This is a genomic window from Pseudazoarcus sp. NS20, assembly GCF_059703745.1.
Genome location: NZ_BAAKIY010000002.1, coordinates 12180 through 31567 on the forward strand (window position 1 = coordinate 12180; position 19388 = coordinate 31567).

The 19388-nt window shown below is 63.5% G+C and carries 19 protein-coding genes and 1 tRNA gene; 17 read left to right on the forward strand and 3 right to left on the reverse strand.

Annotated elements, in window-relative coordinates:
• Positions 1 to 5: 5 nt before the first annotated feature.
• Together AC6H0W_RS05765 and AC6H0W_RS05770 are read right to left on the reverse strand one after the other, a co-directional pair.
• Positions 6 to 611, reverse strand: a complete 606-nt coding sequence (locus tag AC6H0W_RS05765) for a response regulator transcription factor (protein WP_497576203.1) — start codon at positions 609 to 611, stop codon at positions 6 to 8.
• A complete protein-coding gene (locus AC6H0W_RS05770; protein ID WP_497576204.1) occupies positions 608 to 2593 on the reverse strand; it encodes a sensor histidine kinase in 1986 nt (661 codons plus the stop codon). The genes AC6H0W_RS05765 and AC6H0W_RS05770 overlap by 4 nt, the downstream gene beginning before the upstream one ends.
• Positions 2594 to 2665: 72 nt before the next feature.
• Between AC6H0W_RS05770 and AC6H0W_RS05775 the strand changes: the two genes are divergently transcribed.
• From AC6H0W_RS05775 to AC6H0W_RS05855, 17 genes are all read left to right on the forward strand, one after another.
• Positions 2666 to 3661, forward strand: coding sequence for a DctP family TRAP transporter solute-binding subunit (locus AC6H0W_RS05775; RefSeq protein ID WP_497576205.1), 996 nt, complete (start codon positions 2666 to 2668; stop codon positions 3659 to 3661).
• A 114-nt stretch (positions 3662 to 3775) separates the two neighbouring features.
• Positions 3776 to 4201, forward strand: coding sequence for a nucleoside-diphosphate kinase (gene ndk / locus AC6H0W_RS05780; protein ID WP_497576206.1), 426 nt, complete (start codon positions 3776 to 3778; stop codon positions 4199 to 4201).
• 41 nt (positions 4202 to 4242) lie between these two features.
• Complete coding sequence (gene rlmN / locus AC6H0W_RS05785; RefSeq protein WP_497576207.1) at positions 4243 to 5358, forward strand: dual-specificity RNA methyltransferase RlmN; 1116 nt, start codon at positions 4243 to 4245, stop codon at positions 5356 to 5358.
• A gap of 10 nt (positions 5359 to 5368) precedes the next feature.
• Positions 5369 to 6178: a type IV pilus biogenesis/stability protein PilW gene (gene pilW / locus AC6H0W_RS05790; protein ID WP_497576208.1), complete on the forward strand. Its 810-nt coding sequence runs from the start codon at positions 5369 to 5371 to the stop codon at positions 6176 to 6178.
• A complete protein-coding gene (locus AC6H0W_RS05795) occupies positions 6175 to 7116 on the forward strand; it encodes a RodZ domain-containing protein (RefSeq protein WP_497576209.1) in 942 nt (313 codons plus the stop codon). The genes pilW and AC6H0W_RS05795 overlap by 4 nt, the downstream gene beginning before the upstream one ends.
• Before the next feature lie 3 nt (positions 7117 to 7119).
• Positions 7120 to 8388, forward strand: coding sequence for a flavodoxin-dependent (E)-4-hydroxy-3-methylbut-2-enyl-diphosphate synthase (ispG, locus tag AC6H0W_RS05800; protein WP_497576210.1), 1269 nt, complete (start codon positions 7120 to 7122; stop codon positions 8386 to 8388).
• Positions 8385 to 9686, forward strand: coding sequence for a histidine--tRNA ligase (gene hisS, locus AC6H0W_RS05805; RefSeq protein ID WP_497576211.1), 1302 nt, complete (start codon positions 8385 to 8387; stop codon positions 9684 to 9686). The genes ispG and hisS overlap by 4 nt, the downstream gene beginning before the upstream one ends.
• Positions 9673 to 10320 (forward strand): YfgM family protein, encoded by a 648-nt coding sequence (locus tag AC6H0W_RS05810; protein ID WP_497576212.1) that lies wholly within the window; start codon positions 9673 to 9675, stop codon positions 10318 to 10320. Before hisS ends, AC6H0W_RS05810 begins: the two co-directional genes overlap by 14 nt.
• A gap of 3 nt (positions 10321 to 10323) precedes the next feature.
• Positions 10324 to 11469 carry an outer membrane protein assembly factor BamB gene (gene bamB, locus AC6H0W_RS05815; protein ID WP_497576213.1) on the forward strand — a complete coding sequence of 382 codons (1146 nt, stop codon included), beginning with the start codon at positions 10324 to 10326 and terminating at the stop codon, positions 11467 to 11469.
• A gap of 26 nt (positions 11470 to 11495) precedes the next feature.
• The gene (gene der / locus AC6H0W_RS05820) at positions 11496 to 12824 is read left to right on the forward strand and encodes a ribosome biogenesis GTPase Der (RefSeq protein ID WP_497576214.1); all 1329 of its coding nucleotides are present in this window, start codon (positions 11496 to 11498) and stop codon (positions 12822 to 12824) included.
• Positions 12825 to 12911: 87 nt separating this feature from the next.
• Entirely contained in the window at positions 12912 to 13151 is a 240-nt protein-coding gene (hfq, locus tag AC6H0W_RS05825) for an RNA chaperone Hfq (protein WP_497576215.1), read from the forward strand.
• A gap of 20 nt (positions 13152 to 13171) precedes the next feature.
• The gene (gene hflX, locus AC6H0W_RS05830) at positions 13172 to 14305 is read left to right on the forward strand and encodes a ribosome rescue GTPase HflX (RefSeq protein WP_497576216.1); all 1134 of its coding nucleotides are present in this window, start codon (positions 13172 to 13174) and stop codon (positions 14303 to 14305) included.
• A gap of 29 nt (positions 14306 to 14334) precedes the next feature.
• Entirely contained in the window at positions 14335 to 15597 is a 1263-nt protein-coding gene (gene hflK / locus AC6H0W_RS05835) for an FtsH protease activity modulator HflK (RefSeq protein WP_497576217.1), read from the forward strand.
• Positions 15597 to 16478 (forward strand): protease modulator HflC, encoded by an 882-nt coding sequence (gene hflC, locus AC6H0W_RS05840; RefSeq protein WP_497576218.1) that lies wholly within the window; start codon positions 15597 to 15599, stop codon positions 16476 to 16478. Before hflK ends, hflC begins: the two co-directional genes overlap by 1 nt.
• 4 nt (positions 16479 to 16482) lie before the next feature.
• Positions 16483 to 16665 carry a DUF2065 domain-containing protein gene (locus tag AC6H0W_RS05845; protein ID WP_497576219.1) on the forward strand — a complete coding sequence of 61 codons (183 nt, stop codon included), beginning with the start codon at positions 16483 to 16485 and terminating at the stop codon, positions 16663 to 16665.
• 6 nt (positions 16666 to 16671) lie between these two features.
• A complete protein-coding gene (locus AC6H0W_RS05850) occupies positions 16672 to 17826 on the forward strand; it encodes an ATP phosphoribosyltransferase regulatory subunit (protein ID WP_497576220.1) in 1155 nt (384 codons plus the stop codon).
• Between the two features lie 4 nt (positions 17827 to 17830).
• Positions 17831 to 19141, forward strand: coding sequence for an adenylosuccinate synthase (locus tag AC6H0W_RS05855; protein ID WP_497576221.1), 1311 nt, complete (start codon positions 17831 to 17833; stop codon positions 19139 to 19141).
• 128 nt (positions 19142 to 19269) lie between these two features.
• Here AC6H0W_RS05855 and AC6H0W_RS05860 read toward each other — a convergent pair.
• Positions 19270 to 19354, reverse strand: a tRNA-Leu gene (locus AC6H0W_RS05860).
• Positions 19355 to 19388: the final 34 nt, after the last annotated feature.

The window sequence follows — 19388 nt, forward strand, 5'->3', positions numbered from 1 at the left end:
TTGCGCTACAGGCTGACTCCTTTGAGCATCTGGGCCAGTTCCACGGCGGAACGCACCGACATCTTCTCGAAAATGCGCGACCGGTGGGCCTCGACGGTGCGCATCGAGATGTTCAGCTCGTCAGCAATCACCTTGTTGTATTTGCCTTCCAGAATCAGGTTCATGACCTCACGCTCCCGGCTCGTCAGCAGTGTGAGCTTTTCGCTGACGGCATGGCTGGCGCTTTCGGCCTGGCGGTGCTCGGCATCGATCTCCATGGCGCGCTGGATGACGGCAATCAGGTCACCATCGTTGAAGGGTTTCTCGATGAAGTCATAGGCGCCGTTCTTCAGTGCCGCCACGGCCATCGGCACGTCACCGTGCCCGGTAATGAAGATCACGGGAAGGGTGTTGCCGCGTGCGTGCAGTGCGTCGAAGCATTCGAGGCCGCTCATGCCTTCCATGCGGATGTCGAGCACCACGCAACCAGCCCAGTCCGGGCCGATGGCGGCAAGGAATTCCTCCGCGCTGGCCCAGGTCGTGCAGGGCATCTTGCGGGTCTTGAGCAGCCATTGCAGGGCGTCGCGAATGGCTTCGTCGTCGTCGACGATGTGTGCGCAGGGTGTGTTCATGCCGTGGCAGATTCCAGTTCGATGGGCAGGGTGAGGATGAATACGGCACCGCCCTCCGGGCCGGCCTCGAACGTGAGCCGGCCGTGGTGCAGTTCAGCGATCGAGCGACAGATGTTCAGACCCATACCCATGCCTTCCTGTTTGGTGGAGAAGAACGGTTCGAACAGGCGCTTGGCGAGATCCGGCGGGATGCCGGGGCCGCGATCCGCCACGCGCATGATCAGATTGCCATTTTTTTCCTCGGTCGTGACCATGATCACGCGTTGATCGCTGGGCAGGGTGGCGACGGCATCCATGCCATTGCGCACCAGATTCACCACCAGTTGCTCGATCATCACCGGATCGGCGGCCAGTGCCGACATGGCCGGGGCCAAGTGCAGCGACACGCGCATCTGCCGTTTGCGCGCATCGGCGTCCATTAACTCGATGGCCTCGCGAACCACGTCATTGAGTGCCACGCGCTCGCGCTTGGGCTCGGAGCGGCGAACGAAATCGTGCACGCGGTGGATGATGGCGGCCGCCCGGTAGGCTTGGCGGGCGATCTTTTCGTGCACGTCACGCAGCTCGTCGATGTCGGCTTCGCCTTCGGCAAGACGGTTCAGGCAGCCGCTGGTATAGGTGTTGATCGCTGCCAGCGGTTGGTTGAGTTCGTGGGCGAGGGTGGAGGCCATCTCGCCCATGGTGATCAGGCGCGAGGTGGCCTGCAGGCGTTCGTCCTGCTGGCGCGCAAGCTCACGTGCCCGCTTGCGTTCGGTGATGTCCATGATCGAGCCCATCCAGCCGGTCTGGCGGCCCGAGGCATCGATCAGCGGAGCCTCGAAAATCAGCGCGTCAAGCTCTTCGCCGTTCTTGCGCCGCAGTTTCACTTCCACCCCGGCGCGCGGCCCCTGGCCGGCCAGGATCATGTCGTGGATTTCCTGCAGGCGCTCGATGTGTTCCGGGTGCCAATACGGCATGGGCGGGCGCAGGCCGATCAGTTCCTGTTCCCGATAGCCCACCATGTTGCAAAAGGCCGGGTTGACGTACGTGATGCGGCCGGCCAGGTCGCGTGCGCGCAGGCCGGTGAGGAGGGAGTCTTCCATGGCTTTGCGGAACAGCGTCTCGTCGCGCAGGGCGTGTTCCGCGGCCACGCGCCGCTTCAACTGCAGCCGCAGCTGCCAGAAGCTCCACAGCAGGATGATGGCCAGCGCGAGGATCGATGTGATCAGCAGGGCGGGAATCCAGCGGATGTCGCTCTTGTACGCGGTGATCTGCAACACCAGGCCGTGCCCGGGGGGGTCGAACGCCATGGTGTAGGTATGTGTCTCTGACAGCGTTGCGTCGCGCGAGCGCGAGGTGACCTCGCGGCCTTCGGAGTCGATGACGCTGACCCGGTACTTTTCCGTGAACCACCAGGGGAGCTCGCGCGCGAGCAGGCCTTCGAGGGAGTACACTCCCACGCTGAGCCCCAGAAGGCCGTGATCCGAGAAGGCCGGGATATGCACTTCGAACTGGTGTCCGCCGCCGCTGGCCGGATAGATCGGGCCGTACACCGGGCGCCCGATGGTGCGCGCAAGGCGCGACAGGTCCGGGTCGATCACGGTCTGAAGACCCACTTTGTCCTGGTTTGCCGGCGTATCGGACAGGGTGGGCAGCATGCCCAGCATGTTTCCGCTGGCGTCCAGCCACACGATGCGGGTGAGGCCGTTGTCGGCTCTGAGCAACTGCCGCAGGCGCGCGTCGGTCTGGGTGGCGATGTTGCTGACCACCAGCTCCGGGCCGAGCTGAGCCAGCTGCGCGGCGTTGCGGTCGAGCTGGAACTGCAGGCTCTGCTCCATCCACAGCACATCGCTGATGAGCGTCTGGCGCTGACTGTCGTCGTCGTGGATGCGGGTGAGCCAGATCAGCGCACTGATAAGAAGCACGAACAGCACCAGCGCTGCATAAGGCAGTCGGGAGGCCCAGTGCGGGGCCTGAGCGGTGGGCTGTAAGCGGGTGTCCATTTTGTGCGGCGCCTGAGTGTCACGAATGGTTTGCGGTCGATTGCCGCAGGAGACTGTGCATTGAAATATCTCATGCCGCTCGTATTGTCCATGTGTTTCGGCGCATTGTTGCCGTCTGCATGGGCTGATGAGCCGATCATCATTCGCTTCAGCCACGTCGTGGCGCCCGATGCGCCCAAGGGCAAGGCGGCTGAATTCTTTGCCCGCCGTGCGGCAGCGCTGACCGATGGGCGGGTGCGGGTGGAGGTGTATGCCAACAGTTCGCTGTACGCCGACCGCGAGGAAATGGAGGCGCTGCAGCTGGGCGCAGTGCAGATGTTGGCGCCGTCGCTGGCCAAGTTCAGCGTGCTTGGTGCTACGGCGTTCGAAGTCTTCGATCTGCCCTACATCTTCAATGATCGGGCTGCCCTGCGGGCGGTGACCGAAGGCGAGATCGGCCAGCGTTTGTTCGATCTGCTCGAATCGCGCGGGATCAAGGGTTTGGCGTATTGGGACAATGGCTTCAAGTCGTTCTCTGCCAACACGCCGCTGCGAACGCCGGCCGACCTGGCGGGCAAGCGCATGCGCATCCAGTCGTCGCGCGTGATCGAAGAGCAGATGCAGGCGTTGGGTGCCGTTCCGCACATGATGGCGTTTTCAGACGTGTATGAAGCCCTGCGGGTGGGGGTTGTGGACGGCACCGAAAACCCGCATTCGAACCTGTACACGCAACGCATGCATGAGGTGCAGGGGCATCTGGCGCTTACCGAGCATGGTTATCTCGGCTACGCCGTCATCGTCAATAAACGCTTTTGGGACAATCTTCCGCGCAGCGTGCGGCGCCAGCTCGAGCGTGCCATGCGCGAGGCTACGATCTATGCCAACCGTATCGCTCGCGAGGAGAATGCAGCCGCACTCGCGGCGATACGTGAGGCGGGAACCACCGAGGTGCACGAGCTGACTGAAGAGCAGCGCGCAGCGTTTCGCCGTGCGTTGTTGCCGGTGCACCGCAGTGTTGCCGACCGCGTGGGGGAGGGGCTGTTGCGCGACATTTACCGTGCGACGGGCTTCCGGCCGGAAGGGGGGTGATGCGCCCCTCCACTGCGCGGAAAGCGCGTGAGAAAGGCAAGCATCACTGTTAAACTACAAGGCTTTATCCAAACCCTGTCGCACGCGGCAGATCGAACCCCTCGGAGATTTTGCATGGCCATCGAACGCACCCTTTCCATCATCAAGCCCGACGCTGTTGCCAAGAACGTGATCGGCAAGATTTATCAGCGTTTTGAAGATGCCGGCCTGAAGGTCGTGGCAGCTCGCATGGCGCACCTGTCCGAGCGCGAAGCAGCCCAGTTCTACGCGGTGCACAAAGAGCGCCCCTTCTTCAAGGATCTGGTGTCGTTCATGATCTCCGGCCCGGTGATGATCCAGGCGCTGGAAGGCGAAAACGCCATCGCCAAGAACCGCGATCTGATGGGCGCGACCGATCCGAAGAAAGCCGAAGCCGGCACCATCCGCGCGGACTTCGCCGACTCCATCGACGCCAACGCAGTGCACGGCTCTGACGCCCCGGAAACCGCTGCGGTTGAAATCGCTTTCTTCTTCCCGGGTCTGGACGTCTACTCCCGCTAAGGATGCCGGCCGGCGTCGCAAGGCGCCGGCCGCACGAATTCATGAGCAAGCCGGTTAACCTTCTTGATTTCGATAGCGGCAGTCTGGCCGCCTGGTTCGCGGAACTCGGCGAAAAGCCGTTCCGTGCGCGTCAGGTGACGCGCTGGATTCACCGCGAAGGCTGCGACGACTTCGACGGCATGACCGACGTTGCCAAGTCGCTGCGTGCGAAGCTCAAGGAGATGGCCGTGATCGGCGCGCCGCAGCCGGTGCGGGACAGCCTGTCCACAGACGGCACGCGCAAGTGGCTGCTCGATGTCGGTAATGGCAACGCGGTCGAAACCGTATTCATCCCCGAAACTAGTCGCGGCACGCTGTGCATTTCGTCGCAGGCTGGTTGCGCCCTCGATTGCGCTTTTTGCTCGACCGGCAAGCAAGGCTTCAACCGCAACCTTTCGGCGGGCGAGATCATTGGGCAGCTGTGGCTGGCCAACCGTCTGCTGGGTGCGGCGCGTGACGCTGCGCCCGATCTGGACGCCGGTGAAAAGGACAACGGGCGCATCATCAGCAACGTCGTGATGATGGGCATGGGCGAGCCCTTGACCAACTTCGACAACGTCGTCACGGCCCTGCGTCTGATGCTCGATGATCACGCCTACGGTTTGTCGCGTCGGCGAGTGACGGTGTCGACCTCGGGCATCGTGCCGGCGATGGATCGCCTGCGCGATGAATGCCCGGTGGCGCTGGCGGTGTCGCTGCATGCGCCGAACGACGAATTGCGCGACCGACTCGTGCCGATCAACCAGAAGTATCCGCTGGTCGAGTTGATGGCGGCGTGCCGGCGTTACCTCGAACGCGCGCCGCGCGATTTCATCACCTTCGAGTACGTCATGCTCGACGGCGTCAATGACACGGAAGAGCACGCACGCCAGCTCATTGGCCTGGTGCGTGACGTGCCGTGCAAATTCAACCTGATTCCGTTCAATCCATTCCCGGGTTCTGAGTTCCGGCGCTCCAATGCCGACCGCATCCGGAAATTTTCGGCCATCCTGATCGAAGCCGGTATCGTCACAACCACGCGCAAGACGCGTGGGGATGACGTAGATGCGGCCTGCGGGCAGCTGGCCGGGCAAGTGCAAGATCGCACGCGGCGCACGCTGCGGCTGGTCAATACATGAGGGAGTGGCGATGAAGCGTACCTGGGTGCTTGCGCTGGTTTCGGGTGTGGTGCTGCTGACCGGTTGTGCGGCCGGCGGCGCTGGAGGCGGCTTCGGTGGCAGCGCCCCAGTGGCGGATCGCCCCTTGCTCGATTTGCCGCCATCCTCCGAGTCGGAGCGCGGAGCCCTGGTGCATGTCGAACTCGGTACGGCGTATTTCGAAATCGGCCGCTACGACGTCGCACTGGATGAAGCACGCATCGCCTTGGCGCACATGCCGAGCTACGCACCGGCGTTCCACCTGATGGGGCTGGTGTACATGTTCATCGAGGACGACGCGGCGGCGCGCGAGAATTTCCGTCGCGCGTTGTCGGCGGCGCCGAACGACCCCGATTTCAATAACAGCTATGGCTGGTTCCAGTGCCTGAACGGCGAGGAGCAGGACGGTCTGCGCCGACTCGACATTGCGGCGCGCAACCCGTATTACCGCTTTCCCTCGCGCCCGCAAACCAATGCTGGCTTGTGTCATCTGCGCCTGCAGGAGTACGAGCTTGCCGAGGCGCGCTTCCGCCGGGCCTTGGCCTTGCAGTCGGACAACCTCGCCGCGCAGTACGGTCTCGCCGAAGTGGCTTATCACAAGGGTGACTACCCCACGGCGCAGCGCTTGTTGGTGGCGCTACACCAGCAGACAGAGCCTTCTGCCGAGTCGGTGTGGCTGGGTATGCGCGTCGAGCGCAAGCTTGGAAACCGTGCCGCCGAGGCCAGCTATGCCGCCCAGTTGGCGGGGCGATTCAAGGATTCGCCGCAGTACCTGTTGATGAGAAAGGGTGAATACGAGTGAGTGATCAGAGTCCGGACGACGATTTTCAGCCACAACAAGAGCTGCCGCCGTTGGGCGCCGTGTTGCGCGCGGCGCGCGAAGCGCGTGGAGAGTCGTTGTCCGAAGTTGCCATGGCGCTCAAGCTGTCGCAGCGCCAGATCGACGCCATCGAGAACGAACGGTTTTCGGAGTTGCCCGGCCCCGCATTCGTGAAGGGTTTTGTGCGTAACTACGGGCGTTATCTGGGCGTCGATGTCGAGCCGATGATCGCTGCGCACTTGGGCGTTGCGGCAGCCTCCTCGAATGTCGAGCTGCGCCCGCTCGGGAATGCCCGCGGAACGCTGCCGGTTTCGGGCGGTCGGCCGGTAGTGCGCAGGCTGTTGCTGCCGGTGTTGCTGGTGGCCGCAGTAGGCTTGGCGCTAGCCTGGTATTTCGACGGTTTCGATCCGAACCCTGAAGTCGAGTCGGTCACCGTCGATGAAAGTGGTGTCGCGCCGGCTGATGTCGAGACACCCGGGCTCGCGCCGTATGACGAAGCCGGAGAGACGCTGCAGCCTCCCGAGGCCGAGCCGGCCAACGAGCCAGTCGTGCCGGCGGAGGCGCTGTCCGATGCGAGCGGGCCGGCGGCGCCAGTGGTTACGGCTGAGATCATTCCGGTGGCTCCGCCTGTCGTGGAGGCGCCTGCTGTGGCCGAGGCTGAAGTCGGAGTTGCCTCGGCGCAGGGGCGTCTGGTCTTCCGCCTCAAGGGCGAATCATGGATCGAAGTGCGCGACGGCGGCGACCGCAGGTTGTATTCCGGCCTGAGTGATGCCGGCGGCGTGCGTGTAGTACAAGGGCAGCGCCCCTTTGCCGTCACCATCGGCAATGCTGCCGGGGTTGAGCTGGAGCATGCCGGTCGCGCCGTCGATCTGGCCCCGCATACCTCGTCGGGCGGTGTGGCCCGGTTGACGGTGGAGTAAGTCGTGACCTCTTCATTCTCTTCAGCGGCAGATCGTCGCGTCACGCGGCAGGTGCGTATCGGTCGTGTTGCGATCGGCTCCGACGCGCCGGTGGTGGTGCAGTCGATGACCAACACCGATACGGCCGATGTGCTGGGCACTGCCATGCAAGTGGCCGAGCTGGCTCGGGCAGGCTCGGAGCTGGTGCGCATCACGGTGAACAACGAAGAGTCCGCAAAGGCCGTGCCGCACATCCGTGACCGCCTGTTGGCGCTCAACATCGACGTGCCGCTGGTGGGCGACTTCCACTACAACGGCCACACGCTGCTGACCAAATACCCGGCCTGCGCCGAGGCTCTGGCCAAGTTGCGTATCAACCCCGGCAACGTCGGCGCAGGCACCAAGCGCGACCCTCAGTTCGCCGCCATCGTCGAGATCGCCTGCAAGTACGACAAGCCGGTGCGCATCGGCGTGAACTGGGGCAGCCTCGATCAGTCGGTGCTGGCGCGCATCATGGATGCGAACGCCAAGCTCGCCGAGCCGCGCGATGCCGGCGCGGTGATGCGTGAGGCGCTGATCGTGTCGGCCCTGGAGTCGGCCGCCAAGGCCGAGGAGTATGGCCTGGCCGGTGACCGCATCATTCTCTCGGCCAAGGTTTCCAGCGTGCAGGATCTGATCGCCGTGTATCGCGATCTGGCGCGACGCTGCGATTACCCGCTGCACCTCGGGCTGACCGAAGCCGGCATGGGCTCCAAGGGCATCGTCGCCTCGACTGCCGCGCTCGCGGTGCTGCTGCAGGAAGGTATCGGCGACACCATCCGTGTGTCGCTCACGCCCGAACCAGGCGGCAAGCGCACCGAAGAAGTCGTGGTGGCGCAGGAGATCTTGCAGACCATGGGGCTGCGTGCATTCACGCCGATGGTCACCGCCTGTCCGGGCTGCGGCCGCACCACCAGTACTTTCTTCCAGGAGCTGGCGTCCGGCATCCAGAACTACGTGCGGGCGCAGATGCCGACGTGGCGTGAAGAGCGCGACGGGGTCGAGAACCTCACGCTGGCGGTGATGGGCTGCGTGGTCAATGGCCCAGGTGAGAGCAAGCACGCCAACATCGGCATCTCCTTGCCGGGCACCGGCGAGAGCCCGGCGGCGCCGGTGTATGTGGATGGCCAGAAGGTCGTTACGCTGCGCGGCGACAACATTTCCGCGGAGTTCCGCGCCATCGTCGACGAATACGTCGCCAACAAGTATCCGAAAAAGGCGGGCGCTGCCCGCGACACCGAAAACACTCAATGAGTCAAAACACCCTTCAGTCCGTGCGCGGGATGAACGACATCCTGCCCGACGACGCCGAACTCTGGGAGCACTTCGAGGACATCGTCCGCGACTGGCTCAAAAGCTACGGTTACCGCCCCATCCGCATGCCCATCGTGGAGCACACGCCGCTGTTCAAGCGTGCCATCGGCGAAGTCACCGACATCGTCGAGAAGGAAATGTATTCCTTCGAAGATGCCCTTAACGGCGAGAACCTCACGCTGCGTCCCGAGGGCACGGCTTCGTGCGTGCGCGCCGCGATTCAGCATGGCTTGCTGCATGGCGGCGGCCAGCGTTTGTACTACCACGGCCCGATGTTCCGTCACGAGCGCCCGCAGAAGGGGCGTTATCGTCAGTTTCACCAGATCGGTGTCGAGGCGCTCAATTTTACCGGGCCGGACATTGATGCCGAGCTGATCCTCATGTGCGCCCGCCTGTGGGACGACCTGGGCATCCAGGATGTCGAGTTGCAGATCAACTCGCTCGGCTCGGCCGAAGAGCGCAAGGCGCATCGCGCTGCGCTCATCGCCTATCTCGAACAGCACCAGGATGTGCTGGACGATGATGCCAAGCGTCGTCTGTATTCGAATCCGCTGCGCATTCTCGATACCAAGAATCCCGCGCTGCAGGAGATTGTCGAGGCTGCCCCGAAACTGCACGACCATCTCGGCGCCGAATCGCTTGAGCATTTCGATGGCGTGCAGCGTGTTCTGCGCGATGCCGGTGTGCCTTACCGCATCAACCATCGGCTGGTACGCGGTCTGGATTACTACAACCGCACGGTATTCGAATGGGTCACGACGAAGCTGGGCGCGCAGGGTACGATCTGCGCTGGCGGTCGTTACGATACCTTGGTCGAGTTGCTTGGCGGCAAGCCCGCGCCTGCCGCGGGCTTTGCCATCGGCATCGAGCGTCTGCTGGCGTTGTGGCAGGAAAGCGGCGGCAAGGCCGAAAGACAGCAGCCTGATGTGTATGTGGTCGCTTCGGGCGCCGAAGCCCAGCGCATGGCTTTCCGCGCGGCGGAGGCTTTACGTGGTTTCGGCTTCGGCGTGCTGATGCACTGCGGTGGCGGCAGCTTCAAGTCGCAAATGAAGAAGGCCGATGCCAGCGGTGCGATGCTTGCCGTGATCATCGGCGAAGATGAAGCCGCCGCCGGCGAAGTGGGGCTCAAGCCCTTGCGCGGCGCGGGCGCACAGCAGCGCATCGCGCTTGCTTCGTTGGCCGACGCGGTAGTCGAATATCTATTCAAAGAGGACGAGGACGAAGATGGCGCACTATGACCTCGAGGAGCAGGAACAGCTCTCTCAGATCAAGGCCTGGTGGGATCAGTACGGCAAGTACGTCACCGCGCTGATCGTCGCCGCAGCCGTGGGCTCGATCAGTTGGCAGGGTTGGAAGTGGTACGAGAACAAACAGGCAGGCGAGGCCGCCGGGTTGTATGCCGCCGTTCAGCAGGCCGCAGCGGAAGGCGAGCCGGCCCGTGTGCGCGACGCCGCCGGACAGTTGGTGGAGGGCTACGCGCGTTCGCCGTATGCCGCGATGGCGGCATTGTTGTCGGCGTCCGTACAGGTCGAAGGCGGTGATCTGCAAAATGCCCGTGCGCAACTCGAGTGGGTGGCATACAAAGGCAGCGAGCCGGTGCTGCGTGACATCGCACGCCTTCGCCTCGCCGTTCTGCTGTTCGATGAAGGGCAGTACGACGAAGCGCTAAGCCGTTTGAATGCGGCTCCGCACGATGCACTGCGCGCACGCTACGCCGACTTGCGCGGCGATGTGCTGACCGCAGCCGGTCGCCGCGATGAAGCGCGCACGGCCTACGAAGAGGCCTTGGTGGCACTCGCAAGTGCGTCGGGGCAGGCCGGTGAAATGGCTCGCTCGATCACTCGCATCAAGCTCGAAGCTCTGGAGTCCTGAGTCATGAGGTCATTTACCGTTCCCGCGTTGTTGCTGGCTGCCGGTCTGGCATTGTCCGGTTGTTCGTCACTCAACCCGTTTTCGCCGCGTCAGCCCAAACCGGCCGAGCCGCCCGCTTTCCAGCCGAAGGCCGAGTTGCGTGAGCTCTGGCAGGTGCGTGTGGGCAGTGGGGACGGTTACGTGTTCCAGCCCTTGGTGGTGCGTGGTTCGGTGTACGCCGCTGGCTCGGGCGGTACGGTGGCGCGCATCGACGAAGATGGCCGTACGCGTTGGAGCCGTGATGTGGGCGCCCGCCTGACCGCCGGCGTGGGCAGTGATGGCTTCTCGGTGGCCGTGGTGACCGTGCGCGGTGAGTTGATCGTACTCGACGCGGAGAACGGCAACGAGCGCTGGCGCAAGCCTGCCGGTGTCGAAGTGCTGGCGCCGCCGGGGGTGTCGGGTCGTACCATTGCGCTGCGGGCGTCCGACAGCCGTATTCTCGGCTTCGAGGCGTCCAGCGGCGAGCGTCGCTGGATTTACACGCGCAGCGTGCCGCCGCTCTCCTTGCGCGCGACCGCCGGCATGGTGGTCGACGGCAATTTCGCCATTGTCGGCTTCCCGGGAGGCAAGCTGGTCGCCCTCAATCTCGATAACGGGGCCCCGCTGTGGGAGCTGACGGTTGCCACGCCGCGTGGCGTGACCGAGCTTGAACGTGTAGCCGACATCGCCGGTACGCCGGTGCTGAGCGGCAGCGAGGCTTGCGCCGTGACATTCCAGGGGCGTGTGTCGTGCTTCGACCTGTCGAGCCGCAGCGTAGTCTGGACGCGCGAGTTCTCAAGCAGCGCCGGCATGGCGCGTGACGGGGGCTTCATTGCCGTCACGGCGGCCGATGACTCGGTGCACGGGCTGGACGCACGCAGTGGCGTGAGTCAGTGGAAGCAGGGGCCGATGGCCCTGCGCCGGCTGTCGCGCCCGCTGATCGTCGGCAATGCCGTGGTCTTCGGTGACTTCGAAGGCTATGTGCATGCGCTTGATCGTTCTCAGGGCGGCTTCATTGCCCGCACCCGCGCCAACGGCGGTGCCATCGAGGCTGACCCGATTCGTCTCGGCGCCCGCAGTTTTGTCGTGCAGACGCGCGACGGCTCGGTGCAGGCCTTCGAGATCCGATAAGAAGAAAAGTAAACAAGAAGGCAAACGTGAAACCCACCATCGTCCTCGTAGGACGCCCCAACGTCGGCAAGTCGACGTTGTTCAACCGCTTGACCCGCACCCGCGACGCACTTGTCGCGGACATGCCGGGCCTTACGCGTGACCGCCACTACGGTATCGGCCGCGTTGGCGAACGCGACTATCTCGTCGTGGATACCGCAGGCTTCGATCCGGTCGCGAAGGCCGGCATCATGCATGAAATGGCGCAGCAGGCCGAACGTGCCATCGAAGAGGCCGACGTGCTGCTGTTCCTCGTGGATGGCCGCGTCGGTCTGACGCCGCATGACGAGCAGATCGCCGCACGCCTGCGCCGTTCGGGCCGCCCTGTGCACCTGATCGTCAACAAGTCCGAAGGCATGCGCCGTGAAGTGGTGGCTGCCGAATTCCATTCTCTCGGCCTTGGCGCTCCGATGCCGATTTCGGCAACGCACGGCGACGGCGTGACTCAACTGGTCAACGAAGTGCTGGCCCCGTTCCCCAGCGATGAGGATGGTGATGAAGAGGCCGCGCGCGGCCCACGCATCGCGATTGCCGGTCGCCCCAACGTCGGCAAGTCCACGCTGATCAACGGCCTGGTGGGTGAGGAGCGCGTGATCGCCTTCGACTTGCCCGGCACGACGCGCGATGCCATCGAAATTCCGTTCGAGCGGGGCGGCAAGCACTACACGCTGATCGACACCGCCGGCTTGCGTCGCAAAGGCAAGGTGTTCGAGGCCATCGAGAAATTCTCGGTCATCAAGACCCTGCAGGCCGTCGAAGAAGCCAACGTCACCGTGCTGGTGCTCGACGCCTCGCAGGACATCGCCGATCAGGATGCCCATATCGCCGGTTTCATTCTCGATTCCGGTCGCGCGCTGGTGGTGGTGGTGAATAAATGGGATGCCATCGACGACTACCGTCGTGAGTTGGTCAAGCGTGACATCGAGCGCAAGCTCGGCTTCCTGTCGTTTGCACGCTTTCACTATGTTTCGGCGCTCAAGGGCAGCGGGCTGTCGGCCGTGATGAAATCGGTCGATGCCGCGTATGCTGCAGCCATGGCCAAGCTGGCTACGCCGCGCCTGACGCGCGTGCTGCAGGCTGCCCTCGTCAAGCAGGCGCCCCCGCGTGCCGGTGTGTTCCGCCCCAAATTGCGCTACGCCCACCAGGGAGGCAGCAACCCGCCGATCGTGGTCATTCACGGCACGGCTCTTGATCAGGTGCCGGCCTCGTATGTGCGCTATCTTGAGCGTACTTTTACAGATGCCTTCAAGCTGCAGGGGACGCCGCTGCGGGTGCAATTCAAGACGGGGCACAACCCGTATGCTGATCGTTCATGAACCTTGCCCGGGTGACGTGGTCAGGGTGGTGCGGCGCAGCATGCTATGCTGCAGTCTCATAACAACACCAATGCTCAAGGAGCAAAAATGAGTAATAAAGGGCAGCTTCTACAAGACCCGTTTCTGAACACCCTCCGACGCGAACACATTCCCGTCTCGATCTATCTGGTTAATGGCATCAAGCTGCAAGGCCAGATCGACTCTTTCGATCAGTACGTGGTCCTGCTGAAGAACACCGTCACCCAGATGGTGTACAAGCACGCCATTTCCACCGTCGTGCCGGCGCGCCCGGTCAGCATCTCGCAGGATGGCGGTGCAGACGCCTAAGGATTTCATGCGGCAGCATCATGTTTGAGCGCCCCCGCTCGGGAGAGCGGGCAATACTGGTTCAGCTCGACCTCGATCAGGGCATGCTCGATGATCGGCTGGAGGAGCTCAAGCTTCTGGTCGGCAGTGCTGGCGCCACGGCAGAGGGTGTCGTCACGGGGCGGCGCTCGCGGCCCGACCCGGCGTTGTTCGCCGGCAAGGGAAAAGTCACCGAAATCGAATTGGCCTTGCGTGGCAACAAGGGCGATCTGGTTGTCTTCAATCATGTCCTTTCGCCTGCCCAGCAGCGCAACCTCGAGCGCGCTTTGCAGTGCCGGGTAATTGATCGCACGGCTTTGATCCTGGATATCTTCGCCCAGCGCGCCCGCAGTCATGAGGGCAAGCTGCAGGTCGAGCTGGCGCAATTGCAGCATTTATCCACCCGCCTGGTTCGTGGCTGGACTCACCTTGAACGCCAGAAGGGCGGTATCGGTCTGCGCGGGCCGGGTGAGAAGCAGCTCGAAACCGACCGCCGTCTGCTCGGTGTGCGCGTCAAGGCGCTGAAAGAGCGCCTGGCAAAGATCGAAAAGCAGCGGAAAGTACGACGCCGCGGGCGCGACCGGCGGGATGTCCTCACGGTTTCGCTGGTTGGCTATACCAACGCAGGCAAGTCCACGCTGTTCAACGCGACGACCAAGGCCGGCAGCTACGCGGCCGACCAACTCTTCGCCACGCTCGACACCACTTCGCGCCGTCTGTACGTCGGTCCGGTGGGTGATGTCGTCCTGTCGGATACCGTCGGCTTCATTCGTGACCTGCCGCACGCGCTCGTGGCGGCATTCCATTCCACGCTTGAAGAAACGGCCAACGCCGATCTGCTGCTGCACGTCGTCGATTCGGCCAGCCTCGAGCGTGAGGCGCAGATCGACGCGGTGAACGAGGTGCTGCGCGAGATAGGCGCAGGCGATGTGCCGCAGATCATGGTCTTCAACAAGATCGACTTGACCGACGCCCCCGCGGCGGTCAATCGGGACGAGTGTGGTAACATCACCGGCGTTTTTTTGAGCGCTGCGAGCGGCCTGGGATTGCCTTTTTTGCGCGATGCGCTGGCTGAGGTGGCGCAACGCGTATGTGCTGAAAATGTCCGGAACGAGAGTCCGGATGTTACGGTCTGAACGCTTTTTAACCTGATACGGGTCTCCTAATGTCACTGAACGATCCTCGCTGGGGTAACAACCAGGGGAATGACGACGACCGGCGCGGCGGTGATCGCGGCCGGGGCGACAATCAGGGTCCGCCGGATCTCGAAGATGTCTGGCGCGACTTCAATCAGAAGCTCTCCGGCATGCTGGGCAAGAAAGGCGGCGGTGGTCGTTCCGGTGGAGACGGGGGCGGTCCCAAGATGCCGAACCTCGGTTTCCGTCAGCTCGGCGGCGGCTTCGGTGCGCTGCTTGTGCTGTTGCTCGTGGTCTGGCTGGCGAGCGGTTTCTACACCGTCGATGCCAACGAACGGAGCGTGGTGTTGCGCTTCGGCAAACACGTTCAGACAGCCGAGCCGGGCCTGCGCTGGCGTTTGCCGTATCCCATCGAAACGCATGAGATCGTCGATTTGAGCGGCGTTCGTACCGTTGAAGTCGGCTACCGTGGCACGGACCGCAACAAGGTCCTGCGTGAAGCGCTGATGCTGACCGATGATGCGAACATCATCAACATCCAGTTCGCCGTGCAGTACATCTTGAATTCACCCGAGGATTACCTCTTCAACAACCGTTTTGCGGATGATTCGGTGATTCAGGCTGCCGAAAGTGCCATGCGCGAGATCGTCGGCAAGAGCTCGATGGATTTCGTGCTGTACGAAGGTCGTGAGGACATCGCGGCGAACGCGCAGGAAATGATGCAGCGTATTCTGGACCGCTACGAGGCTGGCATTCTCATCAGCCGTGTGACCATGCAGAACGCCCAGCCGCCCGAGCAGGTTCAGGCCGCGTTCGATGACGCCGTAAAGGCCGGTCAGGATCGCGAGCGTCTGCGTAACGAAGGTGAGGCATATCGCAACGACGTGGTGCCGCGAGCCCGCGGTACCGCCGCTCGTCTGCTCGAAGAAGCCAACGCCTACCGCGAACGGGTGGTGGCCAACGCCGAGGGCGAGGCCGCGCGTTTCACGCAGGTCTATGAGCAGTACGCCAAGGCACCGCGCGTAACGCGTGACCGCATGTACATCGAAACCATGCAGCAGGTTCTGTCGAACACCAGCAAGGTCATGATCGACGCCGACAGCAACGGCAATTTGCTGTTGATGCCGCTCGACAAGCTGTTGGGGCAAACCGGCGGCTCGGTCGCGATGACCGACAGCCAGCGTGCGCAGCAACCTACCGCTCCGGCGCCTTCCGTGCGTCAGAGTCAGCCGATTCCGCTCGACCCGCGTGATCGCGACGCCATGCGTACCCGCGATCTGGGAGGCCGTTGATGAACAATCGTATCCAACTCCTGATAGGCGCGCTGGTACTGGCCGGCTTGCTTGCAAGCATGACGCTGTTTACCGTCGATCAGCGCCAGTACGCCGTGGTGTTCCAGCTCGGTGAAGTCAAGGACGTCATCAACGAGCCCGGCCTCAACGTCAAGCTTCCGCTGATCCAGAACGTGCGCTACTTCGATCGCCGCATTCTGACCATCGACACGCCGGAGCCGGAGCGTTTCATCACCGCTGAGAAGCAGAACGTGCTGGTGGATCACTTCGTGAAATGGCGCATCATCGATCCGCGCCTGTATTACGAATCGGTTGCCGGCGACGAGGCGCGTGCGCGCACGCGTCTGCTGCAGACGGTCAACTCCGGCCTGCGTGAAGAGTTCGGTCGCCGTACCGTGCCGGAAGTGGTTTCGGGCGAGCGTGATCGCATCATGGAAAACATGCGCGTGCGCGCTGACACCGATGCCCGTCAGATCGGTGTGCAGATTCTCGACGTGCGCTTGAAGCGCGTCGATCTGCCTACTGAGGTTTCCGAGTCGGTGTATCGCCGGATGGAGGCCGAGCGTACGCGAGTGGCCAATGAGCTGCGTTCCGAGGGTGCTGCCACGGCCGAGCAGATTCGCGCCGATGCTGATCGTCAGCGCGAGGTGATCATCGCTGAGGCTTATCGCGATGCGCAGACCACCATGGGTGAGGGCGATGCTCAGGCGACCCAGATCTACGCGGGAGCCTTCCAGAAGGATGCCGAGTTCTATTCCTTTTATCGCAGTCTCGACGCCTATCGAAACAGCTTCACCAACAAAGGCGACGTGATGGTGCTCGACCCCAGTTCAGAGTTCTTCAAGTTCCTGAAGGACTCCGGCGGGCCGAGACGTAACTGAGCCCATGGGCACTTCCCTGTTGATGGCCTTCGCGCTGATGTTGATCCTCGAAGGCCTTCTTCCTTTCGTCGCGCCGGCTCGCTGGCGCGAAGCTTTTTTGCGGATGGCCCGTCTCGAAGACGGGCAGATCCGGTTCGTCGGCCTCACCGCAATGGGGGCCGGCGTTTTGATTCTGATTCTGGTCTGATTACCGATGCGCTGGGTTCTCCCCGATTACATCCAGGACGCGCTGCCCGCCGAAGCCGCCGAGATCGAGCGCTTGCGCCGACTCATGCTCGACGCCTTCCGCACGCGTGGCTATCAACTCGTGCAGCCGCCGCTGCTCGAGTACCTCGACTCGCTCACCACCGGCGCGGGGCACGACCTCAAGCTCAAGACCTTCGCGCTGGTGGACCAGCTGTCGGGTCGCAGCATGGGGGTGCGTGCCGACATGACGCCTCAGGTGGCGCGCATCGACGCCCACCTGCTCAACCACGAAGGCGTGACGCGCCTGTGCTATTGCGGCAGCGTGCTGCACACCTTGCCGTCGTCGCTGACGGCAACGCGCGAGCCCATCCAGCTTGGCGCCGAACTCTACGGGCACGGAGGCATCGAGGCGGACGCCGAAGTGATTCGCCTGCTGGCTGACGTGATGAGTCTGGGCGGCGTTGCGGCGGATCGCATCGACGTCGGCCACGTCGGGCTGTTCCGCGCCTTGGCGTCGGGCGCGGGTCTTGTGCCGGAGCGTGAGGAAGCGCTGTTCGATTTGCTGCAGGCCAAGGACGTTCCGGGGCTGGCCGAGATGCTGGCCGAGGTGGCCGAGCCGCAGCGCTCGGCGCTGCTGGCCTTGCCTGAACTGTATGGCGGTGTAGAGGTGCTGGGGCGCGCAGCCGAGGTGTTGCCGCGTCTGCCTGAAGTGCGTGAGGCGCTGGCGGAGCTGGCCCGTCTGGCCAGTTTGCTGGGCGATGTGCCGTTGAGCTTCGATCTGGCCGACTTGCGTGGCTACCATTACCACAGTGGCGTGGTGTTCGCGGCCTACACCGGCGGGTCGGCTTCGGCGCTGGCGCTCGGTGGCCGCTACGACAGCGTGGGTGAAGCCTTCGGGCGCGGCCGTCCGGCAACCGGCTTCAGCCTTGATCTGCGACAGTTTGCATTGCGTGGCACCGCCGTCGAGGCCGGTGCCATTCTCGCGCCGCTCGACGGTGATGCAGCGCTGGCCGAGATGGTCGCCAGCCTGCGTGAGCGCGGCGAAATCGTCATGAATGAACTGCCCGGCCACACGGGCACATGGAAAGCCGCCGGTTGCGACCGGCAGCTCGTCAGGGGCGCCGACGGCTGGGCCGTTGTCGCGCTGCAGGGAGAAAGGTAAGAACATGGCAAAGAACGTAGTCGTCGTCGGTACCCAGTGGGGCGACGAAGGCAAGGGCAAGATCGTCGACTGGCTTACTGACCATGCCGAAGGCGTGGTGCGTTTCCAGGGCGGTCACAACGCCGGCCACACGCTGGTCATCGGCGACCAGGAATACAAGCTCAACCTCGTGCCGTCGGGCATCGTGCGTGAGGGCAAGGCCTGCTACATCGGCAACGGCGTGGTGCTCGACGCGCATCATCTGCTGTCCGAGATCAGCAAGCTCGAAGCCGGTGGCATCGCCGTGCGCGATCGCCTGCGCATCAGCCCGGGTTGCCCGCTGATCCTGCAGTACCACGTCGCTCTGGATCAGGCCCGTGAGGCGGCGCGCGCTCCGGCCGACAAGATCGGCACCACCGGCAAGGGCATCGGGCCGGCCTACGAAGACAAGGTCGCTCGTCGCGCGCTGCGTGTGTATGACCTGTTCAACCGCGAGCGCTTCGCTGTAAAGCTGCGCGAGAACATCGAGCATCACAACCACGTGCTGGTCGGCCAGCTGGGTCAGCCGCCGGTGGAGTTCGATGCCGTGTTCGAGCAGGCCATGGCCGACGCGGACGATATCCGCCCGATGGTGGCCGACGTCTCGGCCGAGTTGTATGCGGTCAACAAGAACGGCGGCAACCTGCTGTTCGAGGGTGCGCAAGGCGTGCTGCTGGACGTGGATCACGGTACCTATCCGTTCGTGACCTCCAGCAACTGCGTGGCGGGTCAGGCGTCTGCCGGTTCGGGCGTGGGCCCGGGCCGTCTGCACTACGTGCTGGGCATCACCAAGGCGTATTGCACACGCGTCGGGGCCGGTCCGTTCCCGACCGAGCTGGATATCGAGACTGCGGGCGTGCCGGGTGAGCAGATGTCCACCAAGGGTCGCGAGTTCGGCACCGTCACGGGGCGCAAGCGCCGCTGCGGCTGGCTTGACATGGCAGCGCTGAAGCGCTCGATCATCATCAACGGCGTGACCGGTCTGTGCATCACCAAGCTCGACGTGCTCGACGGCATCCGCGAGCTGCAGATCTGCACCGGCTACATGCTGGACGGCAAGCGCATCGATCTGCTGCCGATGGGGGCTGACGAGGTCAGCCGCTGCGAGCCGATCTACGAGACGATGCCGGGCTGGACGACTTCGACCTTCGGGGCCAAGACCTGGGAAGCGCTGCCGCAGGAAGCACGCGCCTATCTGCACCGTATCGAGGAAATCTGCGAAATTCCGATCGATGTGATCTCGACCGGGCCGGAGCGGGACGAAACCATTCTGCGTCGCCACCCGTTCGGCGCCTGATAGAAACGCGAAAGCCGGTCGCAAGACCGGCTTTTTCACTTCAACCACTGAGCAATTTGGACCACCATTCGCATGCAAACAGGGCTACAACGAAAAAAGCCGACCTTTCGGTCGGCTTTCATCGGATTTGGTGCCCAGAAGAGGACTCGAACCTCCACGTCTTGCGACACTGGTACCTGAAACCAGCGCGTCTACCAATTCCGCCATCTGGGCAAGAAGACGCGCATTATAGGCTCTACAAAGAATC